The sequence below is a fragment of the Arcicella lustrica genome (genome assembly GCF_034930985.1).
Lineage (GTDB): Bacteria > Bacteroidota > Bacteroidia > Cytophagales > Spirosomataceae > Arcicella > Arcicella lustrica.
Genome location: NZ_JAYGIM010000016.1, coordinates 37,872 through 52,748, shown reverse-complemented (window position 1 = coordinate 52,748; position 14,877 = coordinate 37,872). Strand labels below are relative to the sequence as shown.

Genomic DNA, 14,877 nt, shown 5'->3' with positions numbered 1-14,877 from the left:
CATAAATAAGGATTGAATAATTCACTAAAATGCTTAATTTAGACGCCAATTAAACAATACTATTATTTCAATTAATGAACATGAAAAATCTATTTGTTATCATTACTTTGTTGTTCGCTTCTTTATCAGCAATTGCTCAGAAGCCTAACACCTTGACAGCCAAAGAAAAAAAACAAGGCTGGAAACTCCTTTTTGATGGTAAAACATTAAATGGCTGGAGAAATTTCAATAAAAAAGACCTTGGTCCTGCTTGGAAAATCTCTGATGATGCCATTATGTTAGACAACAGTCAAATGGATGGTTGGAATACTAAAGGTGGCGGGGAACTGACTACAGATGGAATTTACGAAAACTTTATTTTAGCTTGCGACTGGAAAATTTCTGAAGGCGGTAACTCTGGAATTATCTTTAATGCACAAGAAGACGATGCTACAAAACATCCATATTCTTGGTTTACTGGTCCTGAATTCCAAGTGTTAGATAACGATGGTCATGCAGATGGTAAAATCGACAAGCACAGAGCAGGTAATTTATACGATTTAATCAAATATGAACCTGAAAACGTAAAACCAGTTGGCGAGTGGAATAAAGTAATGATTGAGCAAAAAAGCGGTCATGTAAAATTATTCGTAAACGGTAGAATGGTTATTGAATATACAATTGGTAGCGAAGAGTATAAAAAATTAGTAGCCGCAAGTAAATTCAAAGGCATGGAAAATTGGGGTACTTTCACAAAAGGACACATCGTTTTCCAAGATCACGGAAACAAAGTTTGGTTTAGAAACATCAAAATCAAAGAATTATAGTCTTAGTTTATACTAGACTAAATGCAAAAAACTGTAAGTACATGAAAGCATGTCACTTACAGTTTTTTTGCTTTATAACACTTTTATTTTCTGTATATTGCACCCTAATTCATACAAAGATATCCACGTTTTCTAAATTATTATATAATGTTAAAATCAATGACAGGTTTTGGCAAATCGGTGATAGAAGCAAAATCTTTAACCGTTACTGCTGAAGTAAAAACGCTGAACTCTAAGTTTACAGATATTTATTGCAGAATCCCTAAAAGTCTGTCTTTCAGAGAAATAGAAGTAAGAAATTTACTTACTCAATCCTTAGAACGTGGTAAAATTGAGTTTAATCTTTCTATTAATTACACTGATGTTGCCAGTTCTGGAACAAGTATCAATCGTCCATTGGTTGAGGCTTACATGAAAGATTTACAAGAATCTGCCAACGTTTATGGTGTAGCAGATATTACAGAATTATTCAAAATAGCCCTTACTTTACCAAATGCTTATAATACTGAAACAGTTTCGGAAGAACAAGCAGAAGAAGAATGGAAAACTATTTTATCTGCTGTGAATCAAGCAATTGCAGAATGCACAAAGTTCCGTTTGCGTGAAGGAGAAATCGTAAAAAATAAATTCATCGAATACATTGATAAAATTGGTGAACTATTAAAAGAAGTAGAAGAGCAAGATAAATTGCGTATTCCTGCTGTTCGTGAACGTCTTAGAAAATCAGTTACTGATTTATTAGAAGCAGATGATTTTGATAAAAATCGTTTCGAACAAGAATTAATTTATTATATCGAGAAGTACGATATTTCAGAAGAAAAAGTACGTTTAGGAACGCATTTGGTCTATTTCAAAGAAGTATTGAAAGAAGGAAATGGTAAAAAACTAAATTTCCTTTGCCAAGAAATCGGTCGTGAGATCAACACAATTGGTTCAAAAGCAAACGATGTTGTGATTCAAAGAATGGTCATCAATATGAAAGATGAACTTGAAAAAATCAAAGAACAGACTTCTAACGTTTTATAGATATGAGATATTAGATATGAATTATGAGATAGTGCTTTAAAACCTAATAACTCATAATTCATATTTCATATCTAAACAACTTACTTCATACTCACCAAAGTAACCCCTGCTCCTCCTCTATCGGCATGTTCGTCCTGTGTTCCAGCTACTTGCTTATAACCTCTGAGATGCTGACGAATAAGATTTCTCAAAATCCCATCGCCTTTTCCGTGTACAATTCTGAGTTCATCATAACCAACCATGATGGCATCGTTCATAAATTTATCTACTTCCACCAAAGCTTCTTCGCCACGTTTTCCACGCAAATCAAGATTGAATGAAAAATTCATCATTTTATCATTCATATCAACGCCAACAATCTTGGTACTTGATGAGATTTTCTGTTTGTATTCTTTACGAGAAATCTTTTCTAAACGATTGATTTTGACCGTCGTTTTCAAATCGCCAATGGCAATTTCAGCATCTTTTCCACGTAAACTTAATACTTCACCCAAAGCTTCTTGACCTTTGATTCTGACTAAAGAACCCACAGAAATTTCACCTAAAATCACTTCAATTTCTTCCCGTTCTTCTTTTTCTTTCTCTTCTTTTGGCGTTGGCTTTTTCGTATTTTGATTTACTTTATCAAGCACCAAGCTTTGCTGAAAATCAACTAAATCTTGTCTGATTTCTTTGGTTGCCAATTTCTCCGCTCCTTGCTCACGAATTTCCTTAATCGTCGCTTCAATTTTCTGGTTCGTGTTCTTGATTAATTCTTTCGCCTGAATTTTGGCAGTATTTAAAATCGTTTTCTTTTCTGTTTCCAAATACGATTTTAGTGAATTGTATTGCTCTAATAATTGATCAAGTTTGCGTTGCTTTTGGGCATTTTCAACGTTTTTATCAGCAAATACTTTCTTTTCAATTTCTAATTCTTTGATTAGCTTTTCAAAACTTACTTGCTGATTACCAATTTTTTGCTTCGATTTATCAATAATCGCTTTTGGTAAACCAATTTTATAAGCAATTTCTATCGCAAAAGAACTTCCCGGCTTTCCGATTTCTAATTCATACAAAGGCTCAAGATGTTCGGCATCATAACGCATCGCTCCATTGACCAATCCTTTTGTTTTATCTGCAAAAGTTTTGAGGTTTGTGTAGTGCGTATTGATTGCTCCATAAGCCCCAGAACGATTCAAATCTTCCAGAATACTTTCGGCAATGGCTCCACCCAAAGTTGGTTCTGTACCTGTTCCAAATTCATCAATCAAAAACAGCGTTTTTCTATCTGAATTAATCAAAAAGTACTTCATGTTCGTCAGGTGTGACGAATAAGTACTTAAATCGTTTTCCAAACTTTGCTCATCGCCAATGTCAATGAATACACTTCTGAAAATTCCAATCGTAGAATACTCCGACATCGGCACTAACAAACCGCATTGATACATATATTGCACCAATCCCAAAGTCTTTAAAGTAACTGACTTCCCTCCTGCATTTGGACCAGAAATCAATAAAATTCTTTCTTCAGAATCCAATTTTATCGTCAGTGGCTGTACTTTTTTGCCTTGTTTTTTGAAAGAAAGAAAGAGTAAAGGATGAACCGCATTTTTCCAATCTACAATTTGGCTATTCAAACTCAAAGGCGCAATTCCATTGATTTCGATTGCCAAACGTGCTTTGGCCCTGATAAAATCTATGATGCCCAAAAAAGTATAAGCTTTTCGCAAAACGGGAACATGAGGACGAACTCTCGTCGTGAGTTCCATCAAAATCCTGATGATTTCCCGTCTTTCGGCTGATTCTAATTCACGGATTTCATTATTGGCTTCCAGTACTTCGGTCGGTTCCATAAATACTGTTTTTCCAGTATCAGATTCATCGTGAACGAAGCCTTTAATTTTACGTTTGTGTTCGGCAGCGATGGGAATCACCATTCTTCCGCCACGTAAAGTCAAAGAAAAATCATCTGAAATCCAGCCATTTGCACGAGCATTTTTCAGAATACTTTCTAATTTTTTACGTAAATCTATTTCTTGACTTTGAATTCTACGACGAATACTTTGTAGCTCTGGACTGGCATTGTCTTTCAATTTACCACGGTCGTCAATTACTTTATCTAAAGAATCCAAGATTTGACGAAGGTTCAAATCTGCCGAAAAAGCCGTTCCGACTAATTCTCTTAATTGCGGATACGCTTCTGGTTCTTTATTATCGAAAAAACGCAAACATTCTTGAATGGTTCTTAACGAAAGTTTAAGGTCGAAAAATTCTTCTTCCGTCAGGAAAGCACCTTCAATAGCTGCCTTTGAAAGTTGAAGATTTACATCAAGATAATTCTGTGAAGGAAAAGCTTGAGGCTCAAAAGCCAAAATATCTTTCATTTCGGCTACTTGCCGAATCATTTTTTGAATTAAATCGTAATTATCTGCAAATCGGATTTTGTTGACAAAGGCTCTTCCCAGCGAACTCACACATAATTCACTTAAGTGTTCTCTGATGCGGTCGAATCCTAATTTTTGTTCTATATTTTGTGGGTATAACATGCTCTTTTAAAATAATTGCTTTTCATAAAACCATCAAACATTACACAAAGTTCTCAGGTTTAAATACTAAAGAAACCCCGTGAAGTAAAAATTACCTACGGGGTTTCTGAAATTTCAATTTCTATATTGTGCTATTCAGCAGGAAAAGTAAATGTTCCGTCTGGATTTGGAAGCAAATCTTCAACTTTTGTGATGGCACTTTTGTTCAGTTTTCCGTATAAATGTGGAAAAGTTCCGCCATGAGGAACGTCTTCAAAACGAGTTTCAGCCGTTAAAGCATCAATGTCAAGATGCAATAACAACAAATGAGGCTTGCCTACAAAATAATTATTGAGCGTTCCTTGTACTTGTTCGAAAGTAGAAAGATGTATAAATTTTTCTACTGAAAACGTTTCTGATTCATAATCATCTAAATCCGAAAACTCAGCCCACCATTCTGGACTCACGATATGATAAAGTCTTGGTTTCATAGCCTAAATTTACTACATTGTTCTGAGCTAATTGGTAAAAAATAAAATTTATGTACGACATCATCATCGTTGGCGGCGGTTTAGCTGGATTAGTCAACAGTATTTTACTTTCAAAAGCAGGTAAAAAGGTTTTACTGATTGAAAGAAAAAGCTATCCTTTTCATCGTGTTTGTGGCGAATACATTTCCAACGAAACTCGACCATTCTTGACATCGCTTGGGGTCGATTTTAGCTTGCTAAATTATAAAGAAATTTCACGTTTTCAATTTACTTCACCTTCGGGAAAAATACTTAAAACCAATCTTGATCTGGGCGGTTTTGGCATCAGTCGTTATACTTTTGATGAAGTATTATATCAATTAGCCTTAAAATCTGGTGTTGAATTTTTATTAGAAAAAAGCGTTGAAAACGTTGAATTTCATAATAACCATTTTATAGTAAGTACCAATACTGAAAATTTTGAAGCTCGCTACGTCATCGGTTCTTATGGAAAAAGAACGAAATTGGATGCTACTTTAAAAAGAGGTTTTTTCGGAAAAAGAAGTCCTTACATTGGCGTAAAGTATCATATAAAAACTGATTTTCCGAAAGATTTAATTGCCCTTCATAATTTCAAAGATGGCTATTGTGGCATTTCTGCCATTGAAAATGACAAGTATTGTCTTTGTTATTTAACGACTCGTGAAAATCTCCGTCAATACGGAACGATTGCTGAAATGGAGAAAAATATTCTTTGGAAGAATCCACATCTCAAAAAAATATTTACTGAATCCGAATTTCTTTACGACAAGCCAGAAGTAATTAATGAAATTTCTTTTGCCCCAAAAACGACTATCGAAAATCATATTTTAATGGTCGGCGATTCAGCGGGCTTGATTACTCCTTTATGTGGAAACGGAATGGCGATGGCGATTCATGGAGCAAAAATTTTATCCGAACATCTTTTAAAGTACTTTGATGACCGAAAGCAATTAGAAGAAAACTATCAAAAAGCATGGCAAAAAACCTTTGCTCAAAGACTTTGGGTTGGGAGAATCGTACAAAAATTATTCGGAAACGAAGTACTTTCTGAAGTTGCTTTACTGAGTTTAAAGAATTTTAAACCAGCTTTAGGAATGATTATTAGAGCTACGCATGGGAAAGTAATTTGATTTTGGATGTGGGATTTCGGATGTTGGTCTTCGGCTTTCGGATGTCAGATTTATTTATTGTACTTAGTAAAAAGAGCTTATTGGCTATCAATAAAAATGAAAGCCGACATCCGAAATCCCAAATCACAAAGGTAGCACCGTCGTATTCTTTACTTCCGACATCACAAATGAGCTACTGATGTGGGCTACGCTTTCTAAGGCGGTTAATTTCTTTTGATAAAATTCATTATAAGCTTCCATATCTTTGGCGATGATTTTTACCAAATAATCATAGCTTCCAGAAACTACACTGCATTCTATTACTTCAGGGAATTGCTTGATGGCTTCTTCAAATTCTTCAAAATGGTTTTTTTGCTGTTTGTCCAAAGTAATGCTACAGTAAACTACGAGCGGATTTCCCAGTTTTTTTTTGTTCAAAATGGTCACATACTTCTCGATAATTTCCTCTTGTTCCAACCTTTTGATGCGGTCGTGAGTAGGAGTCATTGAAAGATTAATCTGCTTTGAGATTTCTTTTATGGTAAGTTGGGCATTCTCTTGTAACAATTGGAGAATCCGCAAATCAGTCGCATCTAAAGTCATAAAGAAAAATTTACTTTACAGAAAGGTAATATTTACTTAATACAGGATTTTTTTCGCTTGAAAATATAAAAATAAATGCTTTTTCCTTATTTATTCAGCAAATGTAAAACTATTTCCTGTTTTCTTAACTTTGCATACACTTCATTTCCAAACACCTCTGCGGTTCTGTTATTGGTGGCATTGATTTAACCAATAACAGAAAAGCAGACATAAAACCCACAATTCCATGATTATCGGTGTACCAAGAGAAATTAAAAACAATGAAAACCGAGTTGCTCTGACTCCTGCTGGCGTTGCAGAATTCAAAAAGAACGGCCATACAGTTTACATCCAAACACAAGCTGGTTTAGGAAGCGGATTTTCGGATGAAGAATATGTAAAAGCTGGAGCAAGTATTTTAAGTACAATCGAAGAAGTATATGCGATTGCCGAGATGATTTGCAAAGTAAAAGAGCCGATTGCTTCTGAATATAACTTAATCAAAGAAAATCAATTACTTTTTACTTACTTCCACTTTGCTTCTTCTGAGCCGTTGACTCATGCGATGATTGAACGCAAAGCAATTTGTTTAGCTTACGAAACTGTTGAAAAAACTGACCGTTCGTTACCCTTATTAGTACCAATGTCGGAAGTAGCAGGTAGAATGGCGATTCAAGAAGGAGCAAAATACTTAGAGAAACCTATGGGCGGAAGAGGTATTTTATTAGGCGGTGTAGCAGGCGTAAAACCAGCCAATGTATTGGTTTTAGGCGGTGGAATCGTAGGAACACAAGCGGCAAAAATGGCAGCAGGTTTAGGAGCAAATGTAACAATTATGGATATTAGCTTGCCACGTTTACGTTATTTGGAAGACGTGATGCCAGCCAATGTTGATACTGTTATGTCGAACGAATATAATGTTCGTGAAGCAATCAAAGTTTCAGATTTAATTATTGGAGCAGTATTGATTCCCGGGGCAAAAGCACCACATTTGATTACTCGTGAAATGTTGAAAGAAATGCGTCAAGGAACAGTATTAGTTGACGTTGCTGTTGACCAAGGTGGTTGTATAGAAACTTGTCATCCAACTACTCACGAAAATCCAACTTTTGAAATTGATGGCGTAGTACATTATTGCGTAGCCAATATGCCGGGTGCTGTACCTTATACTTCAACTTTAGCATTGACAAACGCTACTTTACCTTACGCACTTCAATTAGCCAACAAAGGTTGGAAAAAAGCTTGTACTGATAACGAGGAATTGAAAAAAGGATTAAACGTTGTAGCTGGAAAAATCGTTTATAAAGGCGTTTCAGATGCTTGGGGCTTAGCGCTTTCAAGTCTTGAAAGTGTATTGTAATTTTTAGCTATGAGGTGTGAGCCTTGAGCTATCAGCCTTCGGCTTTCGGAATAAGATTGATAGAAATAAAATACAAATCCCTTTAGCTTTTTGATGCTAAAGGGATTTTTTATTGAAATTGAATCAGAAAGTAATCGTATTAACTGTGCTTGAACTCGACGTGGTAGTTGTTGATTTTAGGGTTGCTCCTGTGTTGGAGTATGTTCCGCCCGTATATAAGCCCCAGCCAGAAGAATTCCCAACAAAACTGCCTCCTGTGTAACTTCCTCCAAAATAGATTTTATACTGAGAACCTTTCGCCATACTTGGATGAGAGAAATGGAAGTAGCTAGAAGACATTTTAGGCATAAATGTTCCAAGATCTTTTCCTGTGGCATCTTCAATATGAAATAAAGAAGAGGTTGACACAGATGCACTTGATTTAATAAAAAAGCCTACTTGAGTAGAAGAAGTACTCATCGCTTTTGTCATGTTATTCGCTGGTTCTGCGCCAATCAATGTACCTCCATTAACCAAGAAATTACCGTTTATATCAATATTTTCATTACCATTACTAATCACAACTCCGCCACTTATGGTAAAATTACCATTACTATCAATCGCATCAGACCCCGTTACAATTAACACGCCACCTGTTACTTTTAAGTGACTATTATCGTTCGACTCTGTTCCTCCAGACACTGTTCCATAAGAAGTATTAATAGCATCATTCGTTGCTGTTAGATTGCACACACCTCCTGCAATTGTAATGAAAATAGACTCCATGCCTTCATAAGACTTTGTTACATTGATTGTTCCATCGTTTATTGTAATAGAAGTACCAGATTTGAGTCCGTCATTGGATGCAGCAATGTTGAGTTCTCCTTTGTTCATGACAAAAGCGCCATCACTTTTAAAGCCTTTTGCTTCGCTAGTATTAGCCGAATTGTAAGTATAAGTAGCTCCAGTTGTGATAATATTGATAGTCCCTCCGTTGATAGTTGAAGTACCATCTACTGTAATGCCTTTCCCTGCAATTCCAGTACTATTAATTGTTACAGTTCCTTGTTGCATCACAAAATTTGCATCACAATTAATACCAGCTGCCGAAGCAATATCTGCATCAGAAGTATCATAGAAAGCATTTCCAGATGTTGTAATATTAGCATTTGCATTGGTAATCGTTAAATTACCCGTCGTTTTAAAACCTTTTGATGCTCTACCAGATACTTTTAAGGTAATTGCGTCGCTACTATTAACGGTTGTGTAACTTTCGCTTTTAATAGCATTTCCTTTATCTCCTGTGGTTGTTACATTGATTGTTCCACCTGTAATTGCCACATAAGGAGTAATGGCTGTGTCTGTACCATCATAAGATGCCGTGATTCCATCATCTACGCTATTTACAGTAATATTTCCTCCAGAAATAGCAACATATCCTTCTTCACAATCTATTCCATCACCAGCGGCAGTAATATTCAGTGTACCACCACTCATTTTAAAATAATCATTGGCGTGAATCCCATCTGATACCGTTTTGGTAATCGTAATAGTTCCATCTGTAATGGCAATATAATCGTCGCTACAAATACCATGTTTGTAATTTGCCATCACTGTTAAAGCGCCCGTTCCTGCAAAATTCAATTGTCCTTCGCTAAAGAAAGCTCCTTTTTGATCTTCTGAACTGGTTGCATAAGTACTGCCATCAACCACACGATTATTTGTACCACTTAATAAATTGACAGATACTTTTTTACCAGATTGGATATTAATTGCTGGACCACTACTATTAACAATACTTGCTCCGTTCAATACAAGATTGAATTTGTAATCACTGTAAATTTTAAAACTACCATTCGTAGCTGAACCCGACAAAACATAATTTACTTCGGTAGTTGTAGTCGTAGAAGTAACCACAACGTTTCCGTTACTTACACTTACTTTTACACCCGAACTTTCTAAGGAATTGGTTACTGTGGCGGTAGTTCCTGAGTATTTTATTACTACGGCATTGGCAAGAGTGGTGTCTTTGGTTTTTGTATCAAAGTCACCATCAACAATTACTTCTTCACCAGTTTCAATTACTTCATCTTCTGAAGCAGTTTTACAAGAAATTATTCCTGAAGTAAAAAGAACGGCACTCATTAGAAAAAGAGCGTAAAATAATTTTGATTTAGTCATAAGAAAGAAGGTTTTATATTGGTGTTTCAGTGAAAAGTTTTTCTGGTTTTTCCAAAATATCTGTACATTAAAATGGTTAGGTTCGGTACATCAATCAATGAAAAAGCTTTATCACTCAAAATCGTTTAAACATTATGACCGACAAAAGAAAAGAAGCGTTGCAGGAAACATTAAAATAATTTTTATTTAGATTAAATAACTTAATGGCTATTTCTTTAAATATTGGGGCTTGTGATGTAAATAATTTCAGTAAATCTGGCTGATGAAATTACTCTTTCATAAAGTTTCTCTCCTTGGTTTATTATCTTCTCACATTGCTAAAAATCCTTAATTACTTTCGTTCAACGGTAGCAATAAAATAAAAGAGTTTTTTGTCTTTTATTATTTCGTCACTATATTTGCAGAAATATTTTTTTATGTTTTCAAAAACTTGTGAGTACGCCATTAAAGCGAGCATTTATATCGCTTCCCAATCTCTTGAGAATAAAAGAGTTGGGATAAAAGAAATTGCTCATGAAATCTCTTCGCCAGAGGCTTTTACGGCTAAAATTTTACAAGTACTTTCAAAAAATCATTTGGTAGATTCTATCAAAGGGCCAAACGGAGGTTTTGAAATTCAACCAGAAAAAATGCGTTCTACAAATCTTTCAGCCATCGTGAAAGCTGTTGATGGCGATAATATTTTTATCAGTTGCGGACTCGGACTTAAAAATTGTTCGGCTAAAAACCCTTGTCCGCTTCATAACCAATTCGCTAAAATCAGAAATGATATTACAAAATTGCTAGAAAGTACAAGCTTAGAAGAATTAGCAACTGGGCTTACTTCTGGACTTACTTTTTTAACATCAATACAAAATCAAGCTTAATATTTCATGAATTTTAAACCTTATTTCAATTTTTTCATTTTCAAATAAAAGATATAAAGGTCTTTTATTCCTTATATAATGTAATTTAAAATTAACTCAAACCATCATGGCAAGTCAAAAAACAATTGAAATCGTAAAATCAACAGCACCAGTATTAGCTATTCATGGAGAAAACATCACTAAGGTGTTTTATCAGCTTTTATTTCAAAATCATCCAGAATTAAAAAATGTCTTCAACATGACGCATCAAACACATGGCACACAGTCGAAAGCCTTAGCCAATGCCGTTTATGCCTATGCTGCAAACATTGACAATTTAGCTGTTTTAAGTGCTGCTGTAGAGCAAATCACTCAAAAACACAGTAGTTTAAGCATCACGCCAGCGATGTATCAGCTTGTTGGAACAAACTTATTGGCAGCCATTAAAGAAGTATTACAAGATGCCGCAACACCAGAAATTATGGACGCTTGGGCAGAAGCTTATGGAGATTTGGCCTCACTTTTTATCACGAAAGAAGAACAATTGTACCAGAATGCGGAAGCTAAAAAAGGTGGTTTTAGAGGACAAAAAGAATTTGTAATCACCAAAAAAGAAGCTGAAAGTAGCATTATTACTTCGTTTTATTTCAAACCTGTTGATGGTTCAGCAATACCGAGTTTCAAAGGCGGACAGTACGTAGCTGTAAGTGTACAAATTCCAGATTTGGAACATTTACACACCAGAAATTATAGTTTGTCGGGTTGTCCTACGCAAAATACTTTGAGAATTTCAGTAAAAAGAGAAACTGGAAGTCCTGATGGAGTAGTTTCAAACTTCCTTCATGACCATTTAAACGTTGGCGATACTGTAAAATTGGGTATTCCTGCGGGTGAATTTATATTGACAAAAACGGAAAAGCCAATCGTATTAATTGCTGGTGGAGTAGGCATTACGCCATTAATGAGTATGTATATGGAGCTTTTCCATTTTGCTGATAATGAAGTACTTTTTGTACAATGTGCTAAAAATTCGTCGGTGCATGCTTTTAAAGCAAAAAGCCAGAAACTGGCAAAACAAAAACCTTCTTTACAAACAATCAGTTTGTATGACGAACCTTTGAGTACAGACATTACTGATGGAATTCAAGAATTTTCAGGTTTGCTTACGATTGATATTTTGAAAGAAAAATTATCAACTTTAGATGCTGAATATTACTTCTGTGGACCAGTTGGTTTTATGAAAAGTGTAAAACAAATGTTAGAAAGTGCCGAAATTCCATCTTCGCAATTACATTATGAATTCTTTGGACCAAGTGAAGCTTTGGCTTAAATAAAGTGAATTATTGATGTTATTTCATTTTAGTTCTATGAGATTTCTAATCTTGTAGAACTAAAATTGCATTCACAACTCTTACTTAAAATGCCTCCGCAATAAAGAAATATAAATTCTGCTGTCCGTTTCCAAAACCATAATCAACCCGAACATTTACATTCTCTTTTCGATTAATTTTGAAACGAAGTCCTGCACCATAACTTGGTAAAATATTGTTCATATTCATGTCTTTTACTTGCTCGTTTACCCAACCTAAACCACCAAAACCAACTACTCCCCAACGGTTTAATACTTGCCAACGATATTCTGTTTGAAAAGCCAGCAAACTTTTGTCTCTTTTTGAACCCACATAATAGCCCCGCATAATCATATCGCCGCCCAACAAACCAAGTTCGTGAAAAGGTACATTTCCGTTTGTCAAATAAGCGTAACCTTGAAAAGCCAACACATCTTTTCGATGCGAAAAAGGCATCAAAAACTTTCTAGCATCTAATTGCCAACGATGAAAAGATTGCGTACTTCCCATCCAACGTTCATGGGCTGAATATTCTAATTGCAAAAAAGAGCCTTTTGAAGTCGTCAAAACATTATCACGATTATCAAATTGTATAGAAGCATTTAAACCAGAAACGACTGAACCGTTTCTTCCAAGTACATTATTGCCATTTTCTAAAATACCATTAACTTTTCCACGAACATTGTACATATTGAAGTATCGCCAACCCAAACCTGCAAAAGTATGCTTGGCAATTTTTCGGTAAGTCAAATTATCAAAACGGATTAAATCATAAGTAATGGCTTCTTCATTTTCGGGTTTCGCCTCCGCTCCTACTCCGTAAAAAAGTACTGGAAAACGGCTAAAACCATAATAACCAACGATATAGTACTTTTCTTTATTCGTGAAGATTTGATAATTATGCTCGAACATGATTTGATTGTTCAAGGAGTATTGTAAAAAAACCGCTGTATTTGACACACGAGTAAGCGAATCGCCTTCGCCTCCACCATTAAAAAAGCGTTTTACTCCTCCACCAATCACCCAACTGGTTTCTGGCATATAGAAAACAAAAGGAGAAGTAAGGTATTTATGACCCGTAAGAAATTTGACGATTTTGAGTTGAGAATGCTTTGTAGAATCCGTTTCAGAGGCTTTTGCCTGAAAGTATGCGGAGAGAAAGAGGTAAAAAAGTAGTTTTTTCTTCATTGAATTTGAGACTGACTAAACAAGATAGTCAGTCTCAAGTTATTTACCAAAATTTGATTCCCGTCAAACGATTAAGTTCTAATTGAGCAATCGACATTTGATACTGATATTGTAACTGTGTAAGTTGCGCTTCTCTTAAAGCCGTTTGCGAAGCTTCAATTTCCACATTGGTAATTACTCCATTTTTAAAACGAGCGTTGGCTAATTTCAAGGCATATTGTGCTTGAAAAACGTTACGTTCAGATAAATCTAATTTGTTTTTTGCAGTGTTATAATCGTTCTGAGCCGCTTCTAAATCACGCTTCAAATTCTGATTCGTTACTTCTGCGGTGTATTTCAACATTTCACGATTCAATCTCGCAATTTCAGTTTGATGAGCCGTTTTATTTCCTGAATAGACAGGAATTGTCAATTTCACACCTACAGTACTTCCAAATTTAAAATCATCAGAAATTGGAGGAATTTCTCCGTTAATTCTTGGTAAATATCCATTTCTCAAGCCCAAAGAAGCATTCGCAGCGATATAAGGTGCGGAACCCATTTTGGCAATTTTTACTTCACGCTCAGCAATCAAATCTCTGTCTTTCAAGGTTTTTAAATCAAAATTACTGTTTTGAGCTTGATTCAAAGCTTCTTCAGTGCTAAGTGATGCTAGTCCCAAACTGAAATCAGCATTGTTTGGAATTACTCCATGAGCATCTTTTCCGATGAGTGAAGAAAGATAAATATACTGGCGTTCTAATTGACTTTGTAAATCCGACAAACGAGTTTCAGCATTTTTATATCTTACCTGAATCGTTACTTGGTCGTAATCCAAAGCATCGCCTTGTTTCAATCGGTCACCGATAATTTTACCATTATCTTCTACCAATTTCAATTGCTCTTTTTGTACTTCAATCGCTTTTTGCGTGTAAATAATCCCGTAGTACAAATTGGCTACTTGATAAGCGTAAATGTTCTTTAAGCCTTCAACACCCGTTTTAGAAAGCTCAGTTTCTAATTTAGATTTCTCGATATTGATAGCTTGTTTTCCCCAATCGTACAATACATAGTTTGCACCAATATTTGCATTGTAATTCATATTGGGTTGAAACTGCAAACTGGTCGTGCCAAAAGTAGCTTTGGCAACTGGGTCAATTCGGGTTACTCCAATTTCAGATTGAATCTGTGGTTTCAAAGCTGATTCTTGTACTTTGGTACGATAATCACCAATAGAAACCATTTGTTGCTGTTCCTTGATTTTCGGAGCATACTCAATGGCTGAACGCACCAATTGTTTGAGTGTCTCATCGGTTTTTTCTTGCGCCGATACTTCTTGTCCTACCAATACTTCGGCAAAAAGTAAAAACGAAGCGATATAATTATTGTTGATTTTCATTGTTTGAAAAATTAATCAAGTTCATGAATTAAAAATTGAGAAGATGATTCCACAACCC

12 protein-coding genes are annotated in these 14,877 nt (G+C 35.3%); 6 read left to right on the top strand and 6 right to left on the bottom strand.

The window, feature by feature from the left end:
* The first annotated feature begins 80 nt into the window (after positions 1 to 80).
* Together VB798_RS19745 and VB798_RS19740 are read left to right on the top strand one after the other, a co-directional pair.
* Positions 81 to 806, top strand: coding sequence for a 3-keto-disaccharide hydrolase (locus VB798_RS19745; protein ID WP_323688961.1), 726 nt, complete (start codon positions 81 to 83; stop codon positions 804 to 806).
* A gap of 147 nt (positions 807 to 953) precedes the next feature.
* Positions 954 to 1,832, top strand: coding sequence for a YicC/YloC family endoribonuclease (locus VB798_RS19740; RefSeq protein WP_323688960.1), 879 nt, complete (start codon positions 954 to 956; stop codon positions 1,830 to 1,832).
* Between the two features lie 80 nt (positions 1,833 to 1,912).
* Here VB798_RS19740 and VB798_RS19735 read toward each other — a convergent pair whose 3' ends face one another.
* A complete protein-coding gene (locus tag VB798_RS19735; protein WP_323688959.1) occupies positions 1,913 to 4,357 on the bottom strand; it encodes an endonuclease MutS2 in 2,445 nt (814 codons plus the stop codon).
* Positions 4,358 to 4,488: 131 nt separating this feature from the next.
* A complete protein-coding gene (locus VB798_RS19730; protein WP_323688958.1) occupies positions 4,489 to 4,827 on the bottom strand; it encodes a DUF952 domain-containing protein in 339 nt (112 codons plus the stop codon).
* Positions 4,828 to 4,877: 50 nt separating this feature from the next.
* Here VB798_RS19730 and VB798_RS19725 point away from each other — a divergent pair, with 50 nt between their 5' ends.
* Positions 4,878 to 5,978, top strand: coding sequence for an NAD(P)/FAD-dependent oxidoreductase (locus VB798_RS19725; protein ID WP_323688957.1), 1,101 nt, complete (start codon positions 4,878 to 4,880; stop codon positions 5,976 to 5,978).
* A gap of 123 nt (positions 5,979 to 6,101) precedes the next feature.
* Here the strand turns inward: VB798_RS19725 and VB798_RS19720 are convergent, their stop codons facing one another.
* Positions 6,102 to 6,560: an Lrp/AsnC family transcriptional regulator gene (locus VB798_RS19720; RefSeq protein ID WP_323688956.1), complete on the bottom strand. Its 459-nt coding sequence runs from the start codon at positions 6,558 to 6,560 to the stop codon at positions 6,102 to 6,104.
* Positions 6,561 to 6,786: 226 nt separating this feature from the next.
* Here VB798_RS19720 and ald point away from each other — a divergent pair, with 226 nt between their 5' ends.
* Complete coding sequence (ald, locus tag VB798_RS19715) at positions 6,787 to 7,899, top strand: alanine dehydrogenase (protein WP_323688955.1); 1,113 nt, start codon at positions 6,787 to 6,789, stop codon at positions 7,897 to 7,899.
* 123 nt (positions 7,900 to 8,022) lie between these two features.
* Here the strand turns inward: ald and VB798_RS19710 are convergent, their stop codons facing one another.
* Positions 8,023 to 10,059 (bottom strand): carbohydrate-binding domain-containing protein, encoded by a 2,037-nt coding sequence (locus VB798_RS19710; RefSeq protein WP_323688954.1) that lies wholly within the window; start codon positions 10,057 to 10,059, stop codon positions 8,023 to 8,025.
* Between the two features lie 416 nt (positions 10,060 to 10,475).
* On the opposite strand from VB798_RS19710, the gene VB798_RS19705 reads away from it, so the two are divergent.
* Together VB798_RS19705 and hmpA are read left to right on the top strand one after the other, a co-directional pair.
* Entirely contained in the window at positions 10,476 to 10,925 is a 450-nt protein-coding gene (locus VB798_RS19705) for an RrF2 family transcriptional regulator (RefSeq protein ID WP_323688953.1), read from the top strand.
* A 106-nt stretch (positions 10,926 to 11,031) separates the two neighbouring features.
* Complete coding sequence (gene hmpA / locus VB798_RS19700; RefSeq protein WP_323688952.1) at positions 11,032 to 12,234, top strand: NO-inducible flavohemoprotein; 1,203 nt, start codon at positions 11,032 to 11,034, stop codon at positions 12,232 to 12,234.
* An 85-nt stretch (positions 12,235 to 12,319) separates the two neighbouring features.
* On the opposite strand, the gene VB798_RS19695 is transcribed toward hmpA, so the two are convergent.
* Positions 12,320 to 13,441: a BamA/TamA family outer membrane protein gene (locus tag VB798_RS19695; RefSeq protein WP_323688951.1), complete on the bottom strand. Its 1,122-nt coding sequence runs from the start codon at positions 13,439 to 13,441 to the stop codon at positions 12,320 to 12,322.
* A gap of 43 nt (positions 13,442 to 13,484) precedes the next feature.
* The gene (locus VB798_RS19690) at positions 13,485 to 14,819 is read right to left on the bottom strand and encodes a TolC family protein (RefSeq protein WP_323688950.1); all 1,335 of its coding nucleotides are present in this window, start codon (positions 14,817 to 14,819) and stop codon (positions 13,485 to 13,487) included.
* Positions 14,820 to 14,877 lie beyond the last annotated feature (58 nt).

Bases quoted from the DNA above. Each gene is read 5' to 3' on its own strand.
- VB798_RS19745 (WP_323688961.1), top strand. From the start codon at position 81: ATGAAAAATCTATTTGTTATCATTACTTTGTTGTTCGCTTCTTTATCA.
- VB798_RS19740 (WP_323688960.1), top strand. From the start codon at position 954: ATGTTAAAATCAATGACAGGTTTTGGCAAATCGGTGATAGAAGCAAAA.
- VB798_RS19735 (WP_323688959.1), bottom strand. From the start codon at position 4,357: ATGTTATACCCACAAAATATAGAACAAAAATTAGGATTCGACCGCATC.
- VB798_RS19730 (WP_323688958.1), bottom strand. From the start codon at position 4,827: ATGAAACCAAGACTTTATCATATCGTGAGTCCAGAATGGTGGGCTGAG.
- VB798_RS19725 (WP_323688957.1), top strand. From the start codon at position 4,878: ATGTACGACATCATCATCGTTGGCGGCGGTTTAGCTGGATTAGTCAAC.
- VB798_RS19720 (WP_323688956.1), bottom strand. From the start codon at position 6,560: ATGACTTTAGATGCGACTGATTTGCGGATTCTCCAATTGTTACAAGAG.
- ald (WP_323688955.1), top strand. From the start codon at position 6,787: ATGATTATCGGTGTACCAAGAGAAATTAAAAACAATGAAAACCGAGTT.
- VB798_RS19710 (WP_323688954.1), bottom strand. From the start codon at position 10,059: ATGACTAAATCAAAATTATTTTACGCTCTTTTTCTAATGAGTGCCGTT.
- VB798_RS19705 (WP_323688953.1), top strand. From the start codon at position 10,476: ATGTTTTCAAAAACTTGTGAGTACGCCATTAAAGCGAGCATTTATATC.
- hmpA (WP_323688952.1), top strand. From the start codon at position 11,032: ATGGCAAGTCAAAAAACAATTGAAATCGTAAAATCAACAGCACCAGTA.
- VB798_RS19695 (WP_323688951.1), bottom strand. From the start codon at position 13,441: ATGAAGAAAAAACTACTTTTTTACCTCTTTCTCTCCGCATACTTTCAG.
- VB798_RS19690 (WP_323688950.1), bottom strand. From the start codon at position 14,819: ATGAAAATCAACAATAATTATATCGCTTCGTTTTTACTTTTTGCCGAA.